Annotated in this window: 21 protein-coding genes and 1 tRNA gene; 8 read left to right on the top strand and 14 right to left on the bottom strand. The window is 70.4% G+C overall.

The features are described from left to right. Positions 1–85: 85 nt before the first annotated feature. The 3 genes from FPT20_RS07215 (at position 86) to FPT20_RS07205 (ending at position 3,461) form a co-directional block, all read left to right on the top strand. Positions 86–568 carry an Lrp/AsnC family transcriptional regulator gene (locus FPT20_RS07215; protein ID WP_158863949.1) on the top strand — a complete coding sequence of 161 codons (483 nt, stop codon included), beginning with the start codon at positions 86–88 and terminating at the stop codon, positions 566–568. A 3-nt stretch (positions 569–571) separates the two neighbouring features. After that, positions 572–1,987 (top strand): aspartate aminotransferase family protein, encoded by a 1,416-nt coding sequence (locus FPT20_RS07210; protein WP_158863947.1) that lies wholly within the window; start codon positions 572–574, stop codon positions 1,985–1,987. 85 nt (positions 1,988–2,072) lie between these two features. Beyond that, complete coding sequence (locus FPT20_RS07205; RefSeq protein ID WP_158863945.1) at positions 2,073–3,461, top strand: NAD(P)/FAD-dependent oxidoreductase; 1,389 nt, start codon at positions 2,073–2,075, stop codon at positions 3,459–3,461. A 113-nt stretch (positions 3,462–3,574) separates the two neighbouring features. Here FPT20_RS07205 and FPT20_RS07200 read toward each other — a convergent pair whose 3' ends face one another. Beyond that, a complete protein-coding gene (locus FPT20_RS07200; protein WP_158863943.1) occupies positions 3,575–4,126 on the bottom strand; it encodes a YceI family protein in 552 nt (183 codons plus the stop codon). A 159-nt stretch (positions 4,127–4,285) separates the two neighbouring features. Here FPT20_RS07200 and FPT20_RS07195 point away from each other — a divergent pair, with 159 nt between their 5' ends. Continuing rightward, a complete protein-coding gene (locus FPT20_RS07195) occupies positions 4,286–5,119 on the top strand; it encodes a UbiA family prenyltransferase (RefSeq protein WP_158863941.1) in 834 nt (277 codons plus the stop codon). Here the strand turns inward: FPT20_RS07195 and FPT20_RS07190 are convergent. Further along, the gene (locus tag FPT20_RS07190) at positions 5,101–6,489 is read right to left on the bottom strand and encodes an MFS transporter (RefSeq protein WP_158863939.1); all 1,389 of its coding nucleotides are present in this window, start codon (positions 6,487–6,489) and stop codon (positions 5,101–5,103) included. The two genes, FPT20_RS07195 and FPT20_RS07190, sit on opposite strands and share 19 nt — an antisense overlap. A gap of 109 nt (positions 6,490–6,598) precedes the next feature. Here FPT20_RS07190 and FPT20_RS07185 point away from each other — a divergent pair, with 109 nt between their 5' ends. Together FPT20_RS07185 and FPT20_RS07180 are read left to right on the top strand one after the other, a co-directional pair. Next, positions 6,599–7,273 carry a hypothetical protein gene (locus FPT20_RS07185; protein ID WP_158863937.1) on the top strand — a complete coding sequence of 225 codons (675 nt, stop codon included), beginning with the start codon at positions 6,599–6,601 and terminating at the stop codon, positions 7,271–7,273. Next, on the top strand, positions 7,270–7,476 hold the full coding sequence (locus tag FPT20_RS07180; RefSeq protein ID WP_158863935.1) for a DUF6186 family protein: 207 nt from the start codon (positions 7,270–7,272) through the stop codon (positions 7,474–7,476). Before FPT20_RS07185 ends, FPT20_RS07180 begins: the two co-directional genes overlap by 4 nt. 3 nt (positions 7,477–7,479) lie before the next feature. On the opposite strand, the gene FPT20_RS07175 is transcribed toward FPT20_RS07180, so the two are convergent. The 11 genes from FPT20_RS07175 to rplU form a co-directional block, all read right to left on the bottom strand. After that, the gene (locus tag FPT20_RS07175) at positions 7,480–8,796 is read right to left on the bottom strand and encodes an LCP family protein (RefSeq protein ID WP_158863933.1); all 1,317 of its coding nucleotides are present in this window, start codon (positions 8,794–8,796) and stop codon (positions 7,480–7,482) included. A 157-nt stretch (positions 8,797–8,953) separates the two neighbouring features. Next, positions 8,954–9,026 (bottom strand) — tRNA-Ala (locus FPT20_RS07170). Positions 9,027–9,129: 103 nt separating this feature from the next. Beyond that, positions 9,130–9,507: a ribosome silencing factor gene (gene rsfS, locus FPT20_RS07165; protein ID WP_158863931.1), complete on the bottom strand. Its 378-nt coding sequence runs from the start codon at positions 9,505–9,507 to the stop codon at positions 9,130–9,132. Between the two features lie 61 nt (positions 9,508–9,568). After that, entirely contained in the window at positions 9,569–11,005 is a 1,437-nt protein-coding gene (locus FPT20_RS07160; RefSeq protein ID WP_233265424.1) for a hypothetical protein, read from the bottom strand. After that, on the bottom strand, positions 11,002–11,604 hold the full coding sequence (nadD, locus tag FPT20_RS07155) for a nicotinate-nucleotide adenylyltransferase (protein ID WP_158863929.1): 603 nt from the start codon (positions 11,602–11,604) through the stop codon (positions 11,002–11,004). The genes FPT20_RS07160 and nadD overlap by 4 nt, the downstream gene beginning before the upstream one ends. Positions 11,605–11,618: 14 nt before the next feature. After that, positions 11,619–11,855: a hypothetical protein gene (locus FPT20_RS07150; protein ID WP_158863927.1), complete on the bottom strand. Its 237-nt coding sequence runs from the start codon at positions 11,853–11,855 to the stop codon at positions 11,619–11,621. Between the two features lie 54 nt (positions 11,856–11,909). After that, on the bottom strand, positions 11,910–13,175 hold the full coding sequence (locus FPT20_RS07145; protein WP_158863925.1) for a glutamate-5-semialdehyde dehydrogenase: 1,266 nt from the start codon (positions 13,173–13,175) through the stop codon (positions 11,910–11,912). Positions 13,176–13,184: 9 nt separating this feature from the next. Beyond that, positions 13,185–14,000, bottom strand: a complete 816-nt coding sequence (gene proB / locus FPT20_RS07140; RefSeq protein WP_158863923.1) for a glutamate 5-kinase — start codon at positions 13,998–14,000, stop codon at positions 13,185–13,187. After that, positions 13,997–15,559 carry a GTPase ObgE gene (gene obgE / locus FPT20_RS07135; protein ID WP_158863921.1) on the bottom strand — a complete coding sequence of 521 codons (1,563 nt, stop codon included), beginning with the start codon at positions 15,557–15,559 and terminating at the stop codon, positions 13,997–13,999. Before obgE ends, proB begins: the two co-directional genes overlap by 4 nt. A gap of 77 nt (positions 15,560–15,636) precedes the next feature. Then, positions 15,637–15,894, bottom strand: a complete 258-nt coding sequence (rpmA, locus tag FPT20_RS07130) for a 50S ribosomal protein L27 (protein WP_018190815.1) — start codon at positions 15,892–15,894, stop codon at positions 15,637–15,639. 28 nt (positions 15,895–15,922) lie between these two features. After that, positions 15,923–16,231 carry a 50S ribosomal protein L21 gene (gene rplU, locus FPT20_RS07125; RefSeq protein WP_158863919.1) on the bottom strand — a complete coding sequence of 103 codons (309 nt, stop codon included), beginning with the start codon at positions 16,229–16,231 and terminating at the stop codon, positions 15,923–15,925. 283 nt (positions 16,232–16,514) lie between these two features. Between rplU and FPT20_RS07120 the strand changes: the two genes are divergently transcribed. Further along, a complete protein-coding gene (locus FPT20_RS07120; protein WP_158863917.1) occupies positions 16,515–16,793 on the top strand; it encodes a DUF4031 domain-containing protein in 279 nt (92 codons plus the stop codon). A gap of 4 nt (positions 16,794–16,797) precedes the next feature. Here the strand turns inward: FPT20_RS07120 and FPT20_RS07115 are convergent, their stop codons facing one another. Further along, positions 16,798–19,386: an Rne/Rng family ribonuclease gene (locus FPT20_RS07115; protein WP_158863915.1), complete on the bottom strand. Its 2,589-nt coding sequence runs from the start codon at positions 19,384–19,386 to the stop codon at positions 16,798–16,800. Between the two features lie 308 nt (positions 19,387–19,694). Here FPT20_RS07115 and FPT20_RS07110 point away from each other — a divergent pair, with 308 nt between their 5' ends. After that, entirely contained in the window at positions 19,695–20,315 is a 621-nt protein-coding gene (locus FPT20_RS07110; protein WP_158863913.1) for a vitamin K epoxide reductase family protein, read from the top strand. Positions 20,316–20,328: the final 13 nt, after the last annotated feature.

Genomic DNA, 20,328 nt, shown 5'->3' with positions numbered 1-20,328 from the left:
GGGAGTCTACTGATTTCGACACCCAATCGGTCAAGAATGTGCGGATTCGCTTGCCAGGAGCCTTTTCCGCTGTCAGAATCGCTCCATGAGCACCCCTCGGGCGACGAATGGCACGAAGGCCGGGCAGATCGACGAAGTCTCCAAGGCGATCATCGAGCAGCTCCAGGTCGACGGGCGCAAGTCCTACGCGGAGATCGGCAAGGCCGTCGGTCTCAGCGAGGCGGCCGTCCGTCAGCGCGTCCAGAAGCTGACCGAGTCGGGCGTGATGCAGATCGTGGCGGTGACCGACCCGATGCAGCTCGGCTTCTACCGCCAGGCCATGATCGGCGTCCGCTGCACGGGCGACACCCGTGCGGTCGCCGACAAGCTCGCGGCGATGCCGGCGGTGGACTACGTGGTGCTCACGGCGGGCACCTTCGACATCCTCGCCGAGGTCGTCTGCGAGAACGACCTCGATCTCATCACGATGCTCAACTCCGAGATCCGGACGCTCGATGGCGTGCTGTCCACCGAGACGTTCGTGTACCTCAAACTCCACAAGCAGTTCTACAACTGGGGAACGCGATAAACCATGACGACAACCGTTGAAACCTTCGGCGAGCCCATCACGCCCGACGAGGCCGACCTTCAGGCGAAGGCCCGCGACCACCTCTGGATGCACTTCGCGCGCCAGTCGGTGATGGAGGAGGGCCACGGCGTCCCCATCATCACGCGCGGCGAGGGCCACCATATCTGGGACGACCACGGCAAGCGCTACATCGACGGCCTCTCGGGCCTCTTCGTCGTGAACGCGGGCCACGGCCGCCGCCGCCTGGCGGAGGTCGCCGCCAAGCAGGCCGAGCAGCTCGCCTTCTTCCCGATCTGGTCCTACGCCCACCCCAATGCGATCGAGCTCGCGGACCGCCTCGCGCACTACGCGCCGGGCGACCTGAACCGGGTCTTCTTCTCCACCGGCGGCGGCGAGGCGGTCGAGACCGCCTTCAAGCTGGCCAAGTACTACTGGAAGCTGCAGGGCCGGCCGACCAAGCACAAGGTGCTCTCCCGCGCCGTCGCGTACCACGGCACCCCGCAGGGCGCCCTGGCGATCACGGGCATCCCGGCCATGAAGGAGATGTTCGAGCCGCTGACGCCCGGCGGCTTCCGCGTCCCGAACACCAACTTCTACCGGGCGGGCGAGATGGGCGCACCCACGGACGACCTCGAGGCCTTCGGCGTCTGGGCGGCCAACCGCATCGAGGAGATGATCCAGTTCGAGGGCCCCGAGACCGTCGCGGCGATCTTCCTCGAGCCGGTGCAGAACTCCGGCGGCTGCTTCCCGCCTCCCCCCGGCTACTTCCAGCGCGTCCGCGAGATCTGCGACAAGTACGACGTCCTTCTCGTGAGCGACGAGGTCATCTGCGCGTTCGGCCGGATCGGCCACATGTTCGCGTGCGACCAGTACGGGTACGTTCCCGACATGATCACCTGCGCGAAGGCGATGACGTCCGGCTACTCCCCCATCGGCGCGACCATCGTGAGCGACCGGATCTACGAGCCTTTCAAGCACGGCAACACGTCGTTCTACCACGGCTACACGTTCGGCGGTCACCCGGTGTCGGCGGCCGTGGCGATGGAGAACCTGGACATCTTCGAGGAGGAGGGTCTGAACGACCGCGTCCGCGAGAACTCCCCGTTGTTCCGTGCGGAGCTCGAGAAGCTGCTCGCCCTCCCGATCGTCGGCGACGTGCGCGGCGATGGCTACTTCTTCGGGATCGAGCTGGTCAAGGACAAGACCACCAAGGAGACCTTCGACGACGACGAGTCGGAGCGTCTGCTGCGGGGCTTCCTGTCGAAGGCTCTCTTCGACGCGGGGCTGTACTGCCGCGCCGACGACCGAGGCGACCCCGTGGTCCAGTTGGCGCCGCCGCTCACGATCGGGCCCGACGAGTTCACCGAGATCCGGCAGATCCTGGAGTCTGTCCTCACCGAGGCCCAGAACCACCTCTAGACCCCCAAAGATGAGTCCGGAACCGCCTTGCGGTCCCGGACTCATGGCTGGGGCCCGCGAGGGCAGACACCGACGGAGGAGTACGTTGGACTACCGCACCACCGGATTCTGGTTCGACTCGATCGCGGAGCGGGAGAGCGGGTTCGAGCCGCGTGCGGGGCTCGACCACGACGCCACCGTCGACGTCGCGATCGTGGGCGCCGGTCTCACGGGGCTCTGGACGGCCTACTACCTCCAGGAGCGCGACCCGTCGCTGCGGATCCTCCTCATCGAGAAGGACATAGCCGGGTTCGGCGCCTCCGGGCGGAACGGCGGCTGGTGTTCCGCGCTGTTCCCGTGGTCCGCCTCCAAGCTGGAGGCGCGCTACGGGTTCGATGCGGCGGTCGCCATGCGGTCGGCCATGGTCGCCACCGTCGCCGAGGTCGGCCGAGCCGCCGAGGCGGAGGGCATCGACTGCGACTTCCTCCGCGGCGGGACGGTGACCTTCGCTCGGTCGCGCCCGCAGCTCGACGCCGCCCGCGCCGAGTTCGCCGAGTCGGAGCGCTTCGGGGTCGACCGGATCGCCTTGTGGGGAACGGAGACGGTCCAGGCGCGTTTCGGGGTCCCGGACGCCGTGGCGGCCACGTACACACCGGCCTGCGCTCGCGTTCACCCGGGCAAGCTCGTCCGCGGCCTCGCCCGCGCCGTCGAGCGCCGCGGCGCCACGATCGTCGAGCAGACGGAGGTCCTCTCCTGGACTCAGGGAGTCGTGCGCGCCCGCTCCGCCGGCGCGGAGCATGTCGTCAAGGCTGGCGTCGTCGTGAATGCGACCGAGGGCTACGGCTCGAAGGTCCGCCAGGTCGGCCGGCGCATCCTCCCGCTCTACTCGCTGATGATCGCCACGGAGCCGCTGCCGGACGCCGTCTGGGAGAGCATCGGCATCGAGCACGGGCAGACCTTCACCGACTTCCGGAATCTGATCGTGTACGGACAGCGGACCGCCGACAACCGGTTCGCCTTCGGCGGCCGCGGTGCCCGCTACCACTTGGGGAGTGCGATCCACCCCGCATACGACCGGTCGCCCACGGTGCGTGCGCACCTGATCCGGACGCTCTTCACCCTGTTCCCCGCCGCCGCCGGCGCGCGCGTGACGCACCACTGGGGAGGACCGCTCGGGGTGCCCCGCGACTGGCACGCGAGCGTCGGCTTCGATGACGCGTCGAGGGAGGCGTGGGCCGGGGGCTACGTCGGAGACGGCCTCAGCACGACCAACTTGGCGGGGCGCACTCTCGCCGACCTCCTCACCCACACCACCTCGGAGCTGGTCACGCTTCCGTGGGTCGGGCACCGGTCCCCGCGCTGGGAGCCGGAGCCGTTGCGCTTCGCCGGCGCGAACGCCGGCCTGGTCGCGATGGAGGCCGCGGACCTCGAGGAGGGTGTGACCCGGCGGCCGTCGCTGGTCTCGCGCGCTCTCGGGCCGCTGATCGGCCACTGAGCCCGTCGCCCCCGGCGACGCCGCAAACGCGGAGAGCCGCCGGCCGCGCCGGCTCGCCTCGACCGAGGCGAATCCGGTGCGGAGCCGACGGCTCTCGAGGATGGTCTCCTGCGTCAGTCCTGCTGCAGCACGGCCTGGAGCTCGAGCGTGATCGTGACCTCGTCGCCGAGCAGCATGCCGCCCGTCTCGAGCGCCGCGTTGTAGGTCAGGCCGAAGTCCTCGCGGTTGATCTTCGTCTTGGCCGTGGCGCCGGCCTTGTAGTTGCCGTACGGGTCCTGGCCGAAGCCGCCGAAGTCGAACTCGAACGTGACCGGCTTGGTGACGCCCTTGATCGTCAGGTCGCCGTCGACGAGGAACTCGCCGCCCTCGTGGCGCACGCCGGTCGAGACGAAGTCGATCGTCGGGTGCTCCTCGGCGAGGAAGAAGTCGCCGGTGCGGAGGTGGGCGTCGCGGTTCTTGTCCTTGGTGTTGATCGAGGCGACATCCGCCTTGGCGGTGACGCGCGACTCCAGCGGGTTCTCGGCGGTGACGAAGGTGGCGTCGAAGTTCTCGAACACGCCCTTCACCTTGCTGATCATCAGGTGGCGGATGCTGAAGCCCACCTCGCTGTGCGTGGGGTCGATGGTCCAGGTGCCTGCCTTGTAGCCCGGGATGTCGATGGTCATGATGTCTCCTCGAAGTGTCGGAACGCTTGAGTTCAAGCTGTCACTGTGTATGCAAGCGCATCGATCCCCTCCCTATTCCGGATCGGCGGAAAAAAGTTGACGTGTCACTGTACGCTCGGATCCTCCGGGCGAGCCCGATGGCTCGCATACGATGTGGGGATGGCCAACCGAGGGACCGCCCTGCTGCTCGCGAGCCATCCGGGTCCGACCCTCGTGGTCACGGCCGTGGCGACCGGCCTGGGGTTCGGAGTCGGCCTGCCGCCGGGGCGCTTGGCTCTGCTCGCCCTGGCGATCCTCCTCGGTCAGCTCTCCGTCGGCTGGTCGAACGACTGGCTCGACGCGGCGCGCGACCGGGAGGTGCGGCGGACGGACAAACCGGCCGCGCGCGGGGACGTGCCGGAGGCCGTCGTCCGCACGGCCGCCTTCGTGGCCCTCGCCGCCGCACTCCTACTGACGCTCCCGCTCGGCTTCGGCGCGTTCGTCGCTCACGCGATCGCGATCGGCGGAGGCTGGGCCTACAACCTGGGACTCAAGTCGACCGTGTGGTCGTGGGTGCCGTTCGCCGTCAGCTTCGGCATCCTCCCCGCCATCGTCACTGCGGCGCTTCCCGAGCCGCAGCTGCCGGCCTGGTGGGTGTTCGGCGCGGGCGCTCTCCTGGGTGTCGCGGCCCACATCACCAACGTCCTCCCCGACCTCGAGGACGACGCGCGGACCGGGATCAGCGGTTTCCCCCACCGCCTCGGCCCGCGCCCCAGCGGGCTGCTCGCCTTCGGCGCTCTGGCGGGGGCGACCGTGCTCATCACGTTCGGACCCGGTCTTCCGGTGCGCCCCGTACTCATCGTCGGCCTCGTGATCGGACTGGCCGCTGCGGCCACCGGCTGCGTGCTCCTCCTGCGGCGCAGTCCGACGCGACTGCTCATGCAGCTGATCATGGCCTGCGCCGTCGTCGACGTGGCGATGCTCGTCGTGGCTGGTCAGTCGGTCACTGTCTGAACGGGTGCCGCCACCGGTTGCCGGTTCCGGATCCCGATGGCTGAGACGACGCCTCCCACCAGCAGCAGTCCCGCCGCGACGAGCATCGCCCGGTGGAGGCCCGCCGCGTCGAGCTGCTGACCCACGATCAGCCCTGCCATGGCCACGGTCAGGAGACCGGCGATGCGTGCCACCGCGTTGTTCACGGCCGAGCCGATCCCGGCCTGCTGGGGATGGATGGAGCCGAGGATCGCGCTCGTCAGCGGAGCGACCGTCATCGACAGGCCCACCCCGAACAGCAGGACCGCCGGCAGCAGGCCGAGCCAGTAGTTCACCTCGGTGCCGAGCATCAGCAGCCAGACGAACCCGACGGCGGCGACCATCGGCCCGACGGCCATGAACAAGCGCGGGCCGTACTTGCCAGCCAGGCCCCCGAAGAACCCCGAGAGGAGCAGCATGCAGAGCGTCGACGGGATGAAGACGAATCCTGCCGCGGTCGCCCGGAAGCCGGCGCTCTGCTGGAGGAAGAGCGTCACCATGAGCGGTCCGAAGGCCAGAGCACCGTAGACGAAGAAGGTCGCGATGTTGCCGACCCAGAAATTGTGCACGCGGAAGAGGCCGAGCGGCAGCATGGGCTGCTTCACCCGTGTCTCGGCGAAGAAGAAGGCGGCCAGGGAGAGGAGGCCGATCAGGAGCGGGATCCACACGCGCGGGCTGCTCCACCCGTAGGTGCCCTGTTCGATCAGCGCGAAGACGGTGCCCGCGAGGCCCACCGACCCGAGCACGGCGCCCACGATGTCGACCCGGCCGCCCATCCCTCGGTCGGCGCGGCCGAGCGTCGCCATGAGGATGAGGGTGACCGCGATCGGCACCACGTTGATCGCGAAGACCCAGCGCCACGAGAGGGTGTCGACGAAGAGGCCGCCGACCACGGGCCCCGCGATCATCGCGACGCCGGTCCAAGCGGTCCACCGGCCGATCGCCTTCGCCTCGGCAGCCCCCTCGAACTGGGAGATGATGATCGCGAGCGAGCTCGGGACGAGGAGCGCGCCCGCGACGCCCTGCAAAGCCCGCGCCACGATGAGGAAGACGCCCGTCGGCGCCAAGGCGCACAGCAGTGAGGTCGCACCGAAGCCGATCAGGCCGACATAGAGGACACGCTTCCGCCCGAACACATCGGACAGGGAGCCGGCGATCAGGATCAGCGAGCCGAGCGTCAGCAGGTAGGCGTCCACCACCCACTGCTGCAGGGCGAGCCCTCCGCCGAGCTCGCGTTCGATCGCCGGCAGCGCGACGTTGATCACGGCTCCGTCGAGGAAGGCGACGAAGCTGGACAGGATCGCGATGATCAGCACCCGCAACTGAAGGGACGTCATGCGATCCGTAGCCATGGACCCATTCAACGGGTGAGCGCCCGGCGAAGCAACAGTGCGCGCGAGACTCGCCGGTCCGGGTGCACGGATCGCCGGGACCCGGTGGCGTCGAGCGTAGAGTACGGGCATGTCGCAGGAGGAACGTGCCTCGGCGTCCGCCCCGGGAGCGCCCGGCGCCGATCCCGCGCGGACCCGGAGCAGGGAGGCGCGAACGGCTCTCCCCTGGATCGGTATCCTCCTCCTGACCGCGCTCTTCCACGCGATCAGGGGCGCGCCCGTCGACTCGGCGATCTATGCCGCTGTGGCGGCGGTCCTGTGCCTGGACCTGATGCGAAGGACCCGGCGCGCGGCTCTCGATCGCGTCGGACTCAGCGGCCCTCCCGGCGGGACGCGCGTCACCGTCGCGCTGATCCTCGTGGCGACCGCCGCCGTCGCGCTGGCCCCGCTTTACGGCACGATCGACGCGGCGATCGTCCTGGGGATCGGGGTGCTGCTCCTCCCCCTCGTCTGGGCGCAGCCCGCACTGCCGGACCGGCGGACGCGTGGTTCGGTTACCCGCGAGCCTTCGGCCCGGGCCGTCCGTCGTACAGCCGTGGTCTGGTCCTGCGTCATCGCCGCCGGCTGCGCCTGGGAGGTCGCCGCGTTCTTCCTCGGCCGGGCCATGCCGACGCGCCAGGCGGAGTTCCCGGCGCTCTCCGACCTGTTGGACCCGCTCATCGCCTGGCCGCCCGCCCGGGCACTGCTGGTGCTCGCCTGGTTGCTCGGCGGGTGGGCGCTGACGCGACGGGGGCGGGGACCGTGAGAGACATCACCGTGGCCGGCTTCATCGTCTGCGGTCTGCTCATCGCCGGTCTGGTCGCCGAGGCGCATCGGCGGCACGCGGTCCTGGTGCCGGTGAGCACGCTCCTCGACCGGATCATGACGGACCGGGCCGCGAGAATGACCGTCCTGCTCTTCTGGTGGTGGATCGGCTTCCACTTCCTCGTGGTGCCCCCGCAACCCTGATGGTCAGTTGTTGCCCTTGGTGCAGGTCTGCTGCGCGGCCGTCTGGCCGGTGATCGTGGACGGCAACGCGACCGGGCCGGCGCTCGGCGCGGAGCTCGGCGCGCTGGTCGCCGGCGCACCGGCGGCCGCCGAGGGAGGGGGCGTCGATCCGGCGTCGCTCGGAGCAGGGCTGTTCGTCGCCGACGGGTCCTCTGCTGCGCGCCCCGTGGTCCCGGTGAGCGTGACGGGCTGATCCGCGACGAGGGCCTTGTCGAGCGGCTCCGCGGCCGTGTCGTCGGGCACGACGCGGTTCGGGTTCTCCGGATCGGTCATCGCGGGGTACTGGACGAACACCATGTTCTGGAGCCCGGTGTCCTTGAGCGCCAGTGCGATCTGCACCAGTGTCGTCGGGTTCGTCAGGGTCTGGGACGGGATCGTGTTCTGGACCGTCGCCTTGGCGAGCCCGTACAGCTCGACCGGGTTGGACAGCACCCCGCCGGAGACGACCTTGCGGGCAAGGGCGGAGAGGAACACCTGCTGGTTCGAGATCCGGCCCAGGTCGCTGCCGTCACCGACGCCGTGGCGGCTGCGGAGGAACGACAGCGCGGCGTCGCCGACCAGTGTGTTGGTGCCGGCTGGCAGGTCGAGCGGCGGATTCGTGTAGGCGTCCTTCACCGGGGTGGCGAGGCAGACGCTGACGCCTCCGACGGCATTCGACATGGCGCTCACGCCTTTGAAGTCGATGACCGCGCCGAACGGGATCTGGACGCCGGTCATCGCGGTCACGGTCGCCGCGACGCAGCCCAGGCCGCCGCGGGAGAGGCCGGTGTTGAACTGTGCGTACGACTCCGCGGGGAGTGTGCCCGAGCCCTTCGGGTCGGCGCACTTCGGGATGGACACCATCAGGTCGCGCGGGAAGCTGACCACCATCATGCTCTTGTGGTCCTGAGCGATGTGCAGCAGCATCGTGACGTCGTTGTTGCCGACCCCGCTGGAGGCGTCCTGCTCGGCCGCCGAGGAGTACGCGCCTCCCTGATCGCTTCTCGTGTCGGTCCCGACCAGGAGGAGGTTCACGCCCCCGTCGATGGCGCTCACGTCGGGGACGGCCCCCTGCGTGTGGCCGGGGCCGGACGCGCCGGGGAGTTGCACACCGGTCTTGATGGAGCGCGCGACATCCCAGACGGCGTAGGCCGCAACGGACCCCACGCTGACGAGACAGACGGCCACGACGGCGGCCAGCAGCTTCAACGCTGCCGCGGTCGCGCGCCGACGCGGGAGACGGCCGTGACGCACCGCGAGCGGACCGGTCGTCCGCAGCCGGCGCCTCGGCAGGTCTGTCATGGGTCTCTTCTCGTGTGGGGCGATGGTCATCGGGGACAGCGGGCGCTCTCGCCCGCCCGTGCGATCCTACCGGGCACAACCTCCCCGACTCCTGCGAATCCGAGGCCGCCCGAACGACAATGCCCCGGTCAGAAGATGCTCTGACCGGGGCTTTCGGTGGATCTGAGGGGACTCGAACCCCTGACCCCCTGCATGCCATGCAGGTGCGCTACCAGCTGCGCCACAGACCCGTTTCGCTGCCCGCCCGGTTCTCTCGAACCCCCGTGACAACTCCTCTACCCTACTACACGCTCCGCGTCAGAAAAAACTGAGGGCGGCTCGGCACGGTCGCCGCTACTCCGCCGCGCCGTGCACCGGCAGCTCGATCGGGAGGACCGGGCAGTCCTTCCAGAGTCGCTCGAGCGCGTAGTACATGCGGTCCTCCTCGTGGAACACGTGCACGACGAGGTCGCCGAAGTCGAGGAGGACCCAGCGGCCTTCGCCCTTGCCCTCGCGGCGGAGGGTCTTGACGCCTGCCTCGTTGAGGCGGTCCTCCACCTCGGATGCGATCGCCACCACGTTCCGCTCGACATGGCCGGTCACCAGGAGGAACGCGTCGGTCAGCGGCAGCGGGCCGGAGACGTCGAGCGCGACCAGGTCGAGTCCGCCCTTCGAGTCGGCCGCGGCCGCGGCGATCTGCAGGATCTCCCGGGCGTGCGGGGATGCGGTCACGAACGGTCCTCCGAGTGGGCGGATGCGGTGGGAAGGGCGAGGGAGGCGGTCACGCTGACGATCAGAACACCTTCAGGACGTACGCGGCCACCAGGAGGCCGATCACGCCGACGGCCAGGACGCCCGCGGTGATCATGAGGACCACGGGGAGCAGGTTGCCGCGCTTCTTCGGCGGGGTGATCACGCCGCGCGTGGACGTGTGCGTGCTGATGGCGCGCGATGCGCGCACCGGCGCGACCTCGGAGGTGTTGAACTCGTTCTCCTCGCCGTCGAGAAGGCGGTCGAGGTCGGAGGAGTCGATGCGATCCGGGTGAGCGCCGGTGGAGCCGAGGGTGCGCGGCAGGTCGATCGAGCCGGTCACGAGGATCTCTCCGGTGCTCGTCAACGGCGCCGTGGCGTCGGGCTGCGGCAGCGACGGGAGGATGAGCGCGTTCGTCGTCGTCGCCGCGGTGGAGTGACCGACGTTCCGCGTGGTGATCGGCTCGTTCTGGTCCTCGAGTTCAGCCGCGGTCGACCAGTGACCCGTGGGTGGCGTGAAAGGTCGGCGCTCCTGCGACGAGGTGTCTTCAGCGGGAGCTTCCGTCTGGGCGGCGGCGGCCTCCGTTGCGGGGACGCCGATCGGGTTCGCCGCCGGGCGCGCGGACGTCGGCGCCGACGATCCGAACGAGGCGAACGGCGAGGCAGGCGACGAGGTCACCGTCGTGTCGGTCGCGGCACGCTGCGGCGCCGCCGACGGCGTCAGCGGCGCGAACGGCCAGGCCGTCTTCTCGGACGAATTCGGTTCCGCGACCGTCTCCTCAGACGCGGGGGCGGGAGCGGGAGCGGTCGCCGACTTCACGGGTGCACTGGCGCCCTCGCCGGGCTGCGCCGTGAAGGTGACGGGGAACACCGCGTCGCCCGCGGGCATCGGGTGGTTGGCCTGGTCGTTCGCCTGCTGAGCCTGCAGCATCGCGCGGAGTTCGCGGCGTGTGAGCGTGCGCTCCGGAACCGGGCCCGCCGCACCGTCCGAGGGCCGCGCGTCGCTCGGAGTCGCGGGGTCGGCGCCGCCGGCCTTCGCGGGAGGCGTGACGATGGCCATCGGCTGGGTCACGGGCTCGGGGCGGGAGGTGTCCGGCGCCTGCCGGAAGAGGGACGAGCCCGTCGCGGGGGTGCCGGCCGGGGATGCAGCGGGCTCACCGGAGAACAGGGAGTCGAAGTCGCTCCGCGACGGCGCGGATACCCCGGGCTCCGCGAACGCGGTGGCGGGGATCGCGGGCCGACCCTCAGCGGGCCGGCCCTTCTGGTCGGGGGTGGCCGCGCCGGCCGGAGCAGCGCCCTCGGTCGACGCCGCGGGGCTGACGGTATGGCCGGTTCCCGTCATCTGCGGGATGTCGCCGGCACGGGTCGGTTCGGCCGTCCCCGCGCGCCGCGCGGCCTGCGATCGCTCGCTCTCGCGCGCCTGACGCCGTGTTCGCGGCTGCGCGCCCGCATCCGTCGGCTGATCAGGCCACAAAGTCATGCCACGCTCCGATACAAGTGGTGTTTGGAGATGTACTGGACCACCCCGTCGGGAACGAGGTACCAGACCGGGAATCCCCTGCTCACCCGGCTCCGGCAATCGGTCGACGAGATCGCCAGGGCCGGAACTTCCAACAAGCTTACGTCCTGCTTCGGCAATCCAGAAATACTCAAGTCGTGTCCCGGCCGACTCACAGCTACGAAGTGGGCGAGCTTCCAGAGCTCGTCGACGTCGCGCCAGCTGAGGATCTGTGCGATGGCGTCCGCACCGGTGATGAAGAAGAGCTCGGCGTCGGGGCGCTGCTCGTGCAGGTCGCGCAAAGTGTCGATCGTGTACGTGGGGCCGTCGCGGTCGATGTCGACGCGGCTGACGGTGAACCGGGGGTTGGACGCTGTGGCGATCACCGTCATGAGGTAGCGGTGCTCGGCGAACGTGACGTCGCCCTTCTGCCAGGGCTGGCCCGTCGGGACGAAGACGACCTCGTCGAGGTCGAACGACTGGGCGACCTCGCTGGCGGCGACGAGGTGGCCGTGGTGGATCGGGTCGAACGTTCCGCCCATCACCCCGATCCGGGGCCGGATCTTCTCCCGCAGCTCCATCCGGCGGGGAGAGCCTAGTGCCCCTGACCCGGGTGGCCGGAGCCGTGATGCGTCGCACCGGGGGCGCCCGCGTGCGCGGCGGCGTCCGGAGCGGAGCGGTGGCTGTGGCGGTTGGCCACGTCGCGGAAGCTCATCAGCACACCGAGAAGCACGAGGAAGGTGACGATCGCGATCGCCCCGAACACCCAGGCCGGCATCGGCAGCTCGACGTGGGCCTCTGCGGCCGCGAGGGCGGTCAACACGTGCGACATGTGAGATCTCTTCCTTTCATCGGGCGCGGAGCCCGCACCCAGTCTAGTGGCCGGTCAGTGGCGGATCTGCCCGGACCCGCGGACGATCCACTTGGTGCTGGTGAGCTCGGGGAGCCCCATCGGGCCCCGCGCGTGCAGCTTCTGGGTGCTGATGCCGACCTCGGCGCCGAAGCCGAACTCCCCTCCGTCGGTGAACCGGGTCGAGGCGTTGACCATCACGACCGCGGAGTCGACCTCGGCGAGGAAACGCTCCGCGTTCGCGAGATCGTTCGTGATGATCGATTCCGTGTGCTGGGTCGAGTAGCGGCGGATGTGGTCGATCGCCTCCCCCAGGTCGTCGACGACCTTGACCGAGATGTCGAGGCTCATGTGCTCTGTGGCCCAGTCCTCCTCGGTGACGGGCACCGCACCAGCGGCGTAGCCGATCGAGCGCTCGTCCGCGTGGATCGTGACGCCGGCCTCCACGAGCGCCGAGAGGACGGGAGGGAGGAGGCGGTCGGCGGCGCCGCGGTGGACGAGCAGCGTCTCGACCGCGTTGCAGACGCTCGGCCGCTGCACCTTGGCGTTGCGGACGATGTCGACAGCCCACGCCTCCGGGGCGCTCTCGTCGAGCACGATGTGGACCACGCCCGCGCCCGTCTCGATCACGGGGACCGTCGACTGGGAGACGACGGTCTGGATGAGCTCGGCACTGCCGCGCGGGATCAGCACGTCGACGAGCCCGCGCGCCCGCATGAGCTCGGACGCGCCTTCGCGGCCGAAGTCGTCGATCGTCTGGACCGCGTCCGCAGGGAGACCGGTCGACGCCAGCGCCTCCCGGATGACGTCGACGAGGACGCGGTTGGTCTGGATCGCCGCGCTCCCTCCGCGGAGCACGGCCGCGTTGCCGCTCTTCAGAGCGAGCGCCGCGATGTCCACGGTCACGTTCGGGCGCGCCTCGTAGATCGCCCCGACCACCCCGAACGGGACTCGGACCTGGGTGATCTTGACGCCGTTCGGGAGGGAGCTGCCGCGCACCGCCTCCCCGACCGGGTCGGTCAGGCCGACGATCTCGACGACCGCGTCGGCGAGGCCGTGGATGCGGGCGGGGCTCAGGGTGAGCCGGTCGAGCAGACCGGCTGAGAGGCCGTTGTCGCGACCGTTGGCGAGGTCGAGCTCGTTCGCCTCCACGATGCGAGAGGACGCGGACAGCACGCCCTCCGCGATGGCGCGGAGCGCAGTGTTCTTCTGCTCCGTGGTCGCCGTGGCAAGGGTGAGCGACGCCTCCTTGGCGGCCGTCAGCCTGTGCTCGAGGGAGACCGGCGCGGTGGTCTGTGACATGGGTCGATTCTAGGACGCCGCGGCGTCGTCGGCGTCGAGTTCGCCAGGCGCCGGTTCGAACCACGTGCCCACGGGCGCACCTCGCAGCGCCTCGGCGACGAGTGTGGCCGAGGTGAGCACCACCGCGGTGCCGTGCTCGGCGGCCTGACGTGCGGCGGACACCTTGGTGAGCGCTCCCCCGGTGCCCACGCCGGACAGGCCGGTCGAGCCGATCTCGACGCCCTCGAGCTCGTCGTCCCAGGCGACGCGGTCGATGCGGACGGCGCCCGGCTCCTGCGGCGGCTTCGTATAGAGCGCATCGACGTCCGACAGCAGCACGAGCAGATCGGCGTCGATCAGGAGCGCGACGAGCGCGGCCAGGCGGTCGTTGTCGCCGAACCGGATCTCGTGGGTGGCGACGGTGTCGTTCTCGTTGACGATCGGGAGGATCCGCAGATCGAGCAGCCGCTCCATCGCGCGCTTGGCGTTGCCGCGGTGCGTCGCGTTCTCCATGTCCCCCGCGGTGAGCAGCACCTGCCCGGCGACGATCCCGAAGCGGTCGAGGCTGTCCTGGTAGCGGTAGATGAGCACGTTCTGACCGACGGCCGCCGCCGCCTGCTGGGTCGGCAGGTCGGTGGGGCGCTCCGTGAGCGAGAGGTACGGGATGCCGGTGGCGATGGCGCCCGACGAGACCAGGACGACCTGCGTGCCGCGGCCGTGCGCCTCCGCCAACGCGTCGACGAGCGGCCCGATCTGCCCGGCGTTGTCGCCGCTGATCGAGGAGCTCCCGACCTTGACGACGATGCGGCGGGCGGAAGGGATCAGGCTGCGGTCGTCGATGGTCATTCCCGGTCGGGGCCCTTCTCGCCGCCGTGCGCAGCGTCCAAGGCGTTGTCGTCGTACGTGTCGTCCTGCCAGAGGCCGGCGTCGCGCTCGCGGAGCAGCTGCTCGCGCGCCTCCGCCTTGGCGTCCATGCGGTCGAAGTAGTCCTCGCGCCGCTGCGCGCGGGTCGGACGCTGGTTGCCGTCGAGACGCGTATCGGTGCCGCGCGGCGACGCGATGAGCTCGGCGGTGGAGGTGAGGGTCGGCTCCCAGTCGAAGACCACCCCGTTGTGCCGGCCGATCACGACCGTCGAGCCCGCGACCGCTCCGGCGCGCACGAGCTCGTCCTCGACGCCGAGCTTCGCGAGCCGGTCGGCGAGGTAGCCCACGGCCTCGTCGTTGGCGAAGTCGGTCTGCGCCACCCAGCGCTCGGGCTTGCCTCCGAGGATGCGGTACACGGGGCCGTCCGAGCCGCCCTCGACCTTGACCTGGAACGCCGCGTCGTCGACCGCCTTGGGCCGCATGACGAGCCGGGGGCGGACCTCCTCGAGCCGCGCCTGCTCGGCGCGGGCGTGCTCGACGAGCTCGGCGAGCGCGAACGACAGCTGGCGCAGGCCCTCGTGGCTCACGGTCGAGATCTCGAACACGCGGTAGCCGCGCTGCTCGAGCTCGGGACGCACGAACTCGGCGAGCTCGCGGGCGTCGGGCACGTCGACCTTGTTGAGGGCGATGAGCTGCGGGCGCTCGAGGAGCGGCCGCTGCCCTTCCGGCACCGGGTAGGCGGCGAGCTCGGCGAGGATGACGTCGAGGTCGCTGATCGGGTCGCGCCCGGGATCGAGCGTCGCGCAGTCGAGCACGTGCAGCAGTGCGGAGCAGCGCTCGACATGGCGGAGGAACTCCAGCCCGAGGCCGCGCCCTTCGCTGGCGCCCTCGATGAGCCCCGGGACATCGGCCACCGTGTAGCGGACGTCGCCGGCCTGCACGACGCCGAGGTTGGGGTGGAGGGTCGTGAACGGGTAGTCGGCGATCTTCGGCTTCGCGGCGGACAGCGCCGCGATGAGGCTCGACTTGCCGGCGGACGGGTAGCCGACCAGGGCGATGTCGGCCACGGTCTTCAGCTCGAGGAGGATGTCCCCCTCCCAGCCCGGCGTGCCGAGCAGGGCGAAGCCGGGCGCCTTGCGCTTCGGGTTCGCCAGCGCGGCGTTGCCGAGACCGCCGACGCCGCCCGGCGCCGCGACGAACCGCATTCCGGGTTCGGTGAGGTCGACGAGCTCGGTGCCGTCAGCGTCCTTCACCACCGTGCCGACCGGGACCGGAAGCTCGAGATCGGCGCCGGTGTGGCCGCTGCGGTGGTCGCCCATCCCGAACCCGCCGTTCTCGCTCGACTGGTGCGGGTGGCGGTGATAGCCGAGGAGGGTCGTCACCTGAGGGTCGGCGACGAGCACGATGTCGCCGCCGTCGCCTCCGTTGCCGCCGTCGGGCCCAGCGAGCGGCTTGAACTTCTCCCGCCGCACGGAGACGCACCCGTTGCCGCCGTTGCCGGCTCGCAGATGCAACGTCACGCGATCCACGAACGTCGCCATGGTGCTCCCTTACTTGCTCTAACGACGGATGGGCGGGCCGAAGCCCGCCCATCCGTGAGGTCGTGTCGTGGTGAGGCTCAGGCCTCGGCGGCCACGATGTTGACGACCTTGCGGCCGCCCTTGGTGCCGAACTCGACCGCGCCCGCGGCCAGCGCGAACAGCGTGTCGTCGCCGCCGCGGCCCACGTTCACACCGGGGTGGAAGTGGGTGCCGCGCTGGCGGACGAGGATCTCGCCGGCGTTGACGGTCTGGCCGCCGAAGCGCTTCACGCCGAGGCGCTGCGCGTTGGAGTCGCGGCCGTTGCGAGTGGAGCTCGCTCCCTTTTTGTGTGCCATGTCAGTCTCTCCTCGAGGTCAGGGTCGGCTACTTGATGCCGGTGATCTTGACGCGCGTGAGCTCCTGACGGTGGCCCTGGCGCTTCTTGTAGCCGGTCTTGTTCTTGAACTTCTGGATGACGATCTTCGGACCGCGGAGGTCGCCCAGCACCTCGGCGGTGACCGTGACCTTGGCCAGCGACTTGGCGTCGGAGGTGATCTTGTCACCGTCGACCAGCAGCACGGGCGCCAGCTCGACGGTGCCGTCCTCGCGGGCCTTGATGCGGTCCATCGTCACGATGGTGCCGACCTCGACCTTCTCCTGCCGGCCTCCGGCGCGCACAACTGCGTAAACCACTTTCACGTACCTTTTTCGTCGGGGAACAGCTCCCGGCGCAGCCGCGGACCTGGTCCTGCTCTTCTTGTGTTCAGGAAGTTACTGGCGAGTCCTGCCCTCCGCTGCGCGGCGGGCGGCTCTCAGAAAACCGTGATGGCGGCACGGGGGTTCCGACACACACCAACGGTCAACTTTACCGGACGCCACACCCATCGTCAATTCAGCGACGCTCCGTGGAGGCGCCGGGACGCGGGGGCCGGGACCGCCCGGCACCGCACGCGGCGCCGGTTCCTAAGATCATTGTATGACGGTGCTGATCGATCCCCCGGCATGGCCGGCGCACGGCATGTTGTGGTCGCACCTGGTCAGCGACGCGTCGCTCGAGGAACTGCACGCCTTCGCGTCCGCGAACGGCATCCAGCGCCGCGCGTTCGACCTCGACCACTACGACGTTCCGGACCGGCGCTACGACGAGCTCGTGGCCGCAGGAGCCAAGCCGGTCGGCGGCAAGGAGCTCGTGCAGCGGCTCATCGCGAGCGGGCTCCGGGTGCCGGCGCGGGATCGGTTCCCGCACCGGCACTGAGGGATCATTCGCCCGAGGACGCCAGTTCTCCGCCGGCGATGACCGCCGTGCTGGCGCGACGGCTCCGGCTGCGGCCCTGACCGGGCTCCTTCGGCGCGGGAAGCGCGTCGAGAACCGAATCGAGGAGCAGCTCCGTCTCCTCCGGGGAGGGACGCGTCACGGCAGGGGCGGCGGCCGGCTCGGGCAGCGGCAGCTCGATGAGCGGGACGAAACCGTCGTGCTCAGCGTCCTCTGTCTGCGCCTCAGCCGGCCCCGGCTCGGTGCCGTTCTCCGCAACGGCGGTCTCGGCGTCCTGCTGGGCCTCGGGCTGTGGTGCGCCCTTGCCCTTGCGACGGCGGCGCTTCGACGCGCCCTCGCGCTGCTCGGGGCCGGCGCCCTCGGCGGCGGCGGTCTCCAGCGGCGCGGACGCCGCGGACGTCGCGGCAACGCCCGACGGCGCCTCCGCTTCGTGCTCCTCGTGATGCGCGTGGATGGTGGAGGCGGCGATCTGGGCCAGGGCGTTCTTCGCGTCGTCGGTGATGGCGTGAGTCCCCGCGTGCGGGGCTCCGCTCGGACCGGAGCTCGCGGCCGCGGGCGCGCCGTTGCCGCCGTTGCCGCGGCCCCGTCGGCGCTCGGTGGGCTGCTGCTGCGGCTGGCGGTGCTTCACGACCGGGTCGTGGTGGACGATGACCCCGCGGCCCGCGCAGACCTCGCACGCCTCGCTGAACGTCTCGAGAAGCCCGAGGCCGAGCTTCTTCCGGGTCATCTGGACGAGGCCGAGCGACGTGACCTCGGCCACCTGGTGCTTGGTCCGGTCACGGCTCAGGCACTCGATCAGGCGCCGGAGGACGAGGTCGCGGTTCGACTCGAGGACCATGTCGATGAAGTCCACGACGATGATGCCGCCGATGTCGCGGAGCCGCAGCTGCCGGACGATCTCCTCGGCCGCCTCCAGGTTGTTCTTGGTGACCGTCTCCTCCAGGTTGCCGCCGGAGCCGACGAACTTGCCGGTGTTGACGTCGACCACGGTCATGGCCTCGGTGCGGTCGATGACGAGGGAGCCGCCGGAGGGCAGCCACACCTTGCGTTCGAGCGCCTTCTCGATCTGCTCGGTGATGCGGTACTCGTCGAACGCGTCGCGGTCGCCGGTGTACGGCTCCACGCGGTCGAGCAGGTCGGGGGCGACCTGCCTCAGGTAGCTCTCGATGGTCTGGCGGGCGTCGTCGCCGGCGATGATCAGCTTCTGGAAGTCCTCGTTGAAGACGTCGCGGATGATCTTGATCAGGAGGTCCGGCTCGCTGTGCAGGAGCGTCGGGGCCTGGACGGTCTCGACCTGCTTGCTGATGTCGGCCCACTGCGCGGTCAGCCGGGTGACGTCGAGCGTCAGCTGCTCCTCGGTGGCGCCCTCGGCCGCGGTGCGGACGATGACGCCCGCGCTCTCGGGGAGGACCTCCTTGAGGATCTTCTTGAGGCGCGCGCGCTCGGTGTCCGGGAGCTTGCGGGAGATCCCGTTCATCGAGCCGTTGGGGACGTAGACGAGATACCGCCCGGGGAGGGAGATCTGGCTGGTCAGCCGAGCACCCTTGTGACCGACGGGGTCCTTCGTGACCTGGACGAGCACGCGGTCGCCGGGCTTGAGCGCGAGCTCGATGCGGCGCGGCTGGTTGCCGGTCTCGACGGCGTCCCAGTCGACCTCGCCCGAGTAGAGCACGGCGTTGCGTCCGCGGCCGATGTCGACGAAGGCCGCCTCCATGCTCGGGAGCACGTTCTGGACGCGCCCGAGGTAGACGTTCCCGATGAGGGAGGCCTCCTGCGAGCGGGCGACGTAGTGCTCGACGAGGACCTTGTCCTCGAGCACGCCGATCTGGATGCGGCCGCCCTTGGAGCGGACGACCATCTGCCGGTCCACCGACTCGCGGCGCGCGAGGAACTCGGCCTCGGTGATGACGGGGCGGCGGCGGCCGGCGTCACGCCCGTCGCGGCGGCGCTGCTTCTTCGCCTCGAGGCGCGTGGAGCCCTTGACCTTCTGGGGCTCGGTGATGAGCTCCGGCTCGCGGGGCGTGCGGACCTTCACGACGGTGTTCGCCGGGTCGGAGCCGTTGTCGCGGCCTGGTTCGCCGGCGCGGCGGCGCGAGCGGCGCCGCACGGTGCCCGCGGGCTCCTCCGCCTCGGGGAGGGGCGGCAGCGGCGGGAGGTCGGGGGCTTGGAAGACCAGTGTGGTCGGCGGCAGGCCGGGAGCGGCGGCCGACGCGATGGCCTCTTCCTCGCCGTGCTTCTCCGGAAGGGCGGGCGGCTCGATGGGACCGGCCGGGACGACGCCCGCCGGCGTCGCAGAAGCGTCGCCTCCAGGGGTGCCCTGATCAGTGGCGGGCGTCTCCGGCACCGGGACGTGCTCGGTCTCGGCGTGCTCGTCCGCGCTCGGCGCCGCGGCGCTCACGGCGTCCGCGTTCGGCACGGCGGTCTCGGCACCCGCGCCGAAGTCCTGCCCGACAGCGTCTGCCGCGGGCTCGTGCCGCTTCACCACGCGTCGCGTTCCGAAGAGGCCCCGTCGCCGGCGCCCTCCCGTCTCGCTGTCGGATCCGTTCGTGTTGTCGATATTCTCGTTTTCCACCATCGCTGGTGCACTCCTCGACCGGCGATACGGTTCCCCGCCCGCCGGGTACTCTCCGTCGGAGCCGGCGCTCGCGCCGCTTCCGTCAATCCTTGTCGGATGCGGCCCGGGCTCGTGGCGCGGTCCGCATCGTCACATGTCTACGGCCGGCACCGGGCCGGCCCTGTCACCGGGCGCTCCCGCGCCCTCAAGCCTTCTGTCGTGCGTTCCCGGCCGGTGCCGGGACGACTGCTGCATCGATTATCGCATGAGCTCCGGCCGGACCGCCGCCTCCCAGAAAAGGCGCGCGTGGCGCATGCCATAATCCGAGGGTGCCAGACAGTTCAGCCGAGGCGGTCGCGTACCGCCGCCCGACCGCTCTCGCCGTCTTCCTGATCGTCGCCGGGCTCATCGGCCTGTGGGCCGCCTTCATGCTCACCGTCGACAAGTTCACGATCCTCGAGAACCCGAAGGCGCAGCTGTCCTGCAACTTCAGCGTGCTCGTGGGCTGCTCGAAGAACCTCGCCTCGTGGCAGGGGTCCCTCCTCGGTTTCCCGAATCCGATCCTCGGTCTCGGCGGGTGGACGGCCACGATCGCGGTCGGCGCCGGCCTCCTCGCGAACCGCGCCCGGTTCGCGCGCTGGTACTGGCTGGCCTTCAACGCCGGCGTCGTGCTCGCCCTGGCCCTCGTGATCTTCCTCATCACGGCCTCCGTCACCGATCTCCGGGTGCTCTGCCCGTGGTGCATGGTGACGTGGTCGGTGACGATCCCCACCTTCTGGGCCGTGACGCTCTACAACCTCAAGGAGGGACACCTCCCGGTGCCACCGCGGGCCCGGCGCTTCTTCGCCAGCCTGTACGGCTGGGTGCCCCTCATCACGGTGGTCTGCTATGTGGTCGTGGCGATCATCGCCCAGATCGAGCTCGACTGGATCCACCGCGCCTTCGTCTGAGCGCGCCTCCCCC

Source organism: Leifsonia sp. AG29, from assembly GCF_009765225.1.
In the GTDB taxonomy this organism is placed as follows: Bacteria; Actinomycetota; Actinomycetes; order Actinomycetales; family Microbacteriaceae; genus Leifsonia.
This window is presented reverse-complemented; position numbering and strand designations above follow the sequence as displayed.

Bases quoted from the DNA above. Each gene is read 5' to 3' on its own strand.
- FPT20_RS07215 (WP_158863949.1), top strand. From the start codon at position 86: ATGAGCACCCCTCGGGCGACGAATGGCACGAAGGCCGGGCAGATCGAC.
- FPT20_RS07210 (WP_158863947.1), top strand. From the start codon at position 572: ATGACGACAACCGTTGAAACCTTCGGCGAGCCCATCACGCCCGACGAG.
- FPT20_RS07200 (WP_158863943.1), bottom strand. From the start codon at position 4,126: ATGACCATCGACATCCCGGGCTACAAGGCAGGCACCTGGACCATCGAC.
- FPT20_RS07195 (WP_158863941.1), top strand. From the start codon at position 4,286: ATGGCCAACCGAGGGACCGCCCTGCTGCTCGCGAGCCATCCGGGTCCG.
- FPT20_RS07190 (WP_158863939.1), bottom strand. From the start codon at position 6,489: ATGGCTACGGATCGCATGACGTCCCTTCAGTTGCGGGTGCTGATCATC.
- FPT20_RS07185 (WP_158863937.1), top strand. From the start codon at position 6,599: ATGTCGCAGGAGGAACGTGCCTCGGCGTCCGCCCCGGGAGCGCCCGGC.
- FPT20_RS07175 (WP_158863933.1), bottom strand. From the start codon at position 8,796: ATGACAGACCTGCCGAGGCGCCGGCTGCGGACGACCGGTCCGCTCGCG.
- FPT20_RS07160 (WP_233265424.1), bottom strand. From the start codon at position 11,005: ATGACTTTGTGGCCTGATCAGCCGACGGATGCGGGCGCGCAGCCGCGA.
- nadD (WP_158863929.1), bottom strand. From the start codon at position 11,604: ATGGAGCTGCGGGAGAAGATCCGGCCCCGGATCGGGGTGATGGGCGGA.
- FPT20_RS07150 (WP_158863927.1), bottom strand. From the start codon at position 11,855: ATGTCGCACGTGTTGACCGCCCTCGCGGCCGCAGAGGCCCACGTCGAG.
- FPT20_RS07145 (WP_158863925.1), bottom strand. From the start codon at position 13,175: ATGTCACAGACCACCGCGCCGGTCTCCCTCGAGCACAGGCTGACGGCC.
- proB (WP_158863923.1), bottom strand. From the start codon at position 14,000: ATGACCATCGACGACCGCAGCCTGATCCCTTCCGCCCGCCGCATCGTC.
- obgE (WP_158863921.1), bottom strand. From the start codon at position 15,559: ATGGCGACGTTCGTGGATCGCGTGACGTTGCATCTGCGAGCCGGCAAC.
- rpmA (WP_018190815.1), bottom strand. From the start codon at position 15,894: ATGGCACACAAAAAGGGAGCGAGCTCCACTCGCAACGGCCGCGACTCC.
- FPT20_RS07120 (WP_158863917.1), top strand. From the start codon at position 16,515: ATGACGGTGCTGATCGATCCCCCGGCATGGCCGGCGCACGGCATGTTG.
- FPT20_RS07115 (WP_158863915.1), bottom strand. From the start codon at position 19,386: ATGGTGGAAAACGAGAATATCGACAACACGAACGGATCCGACAGCGAG.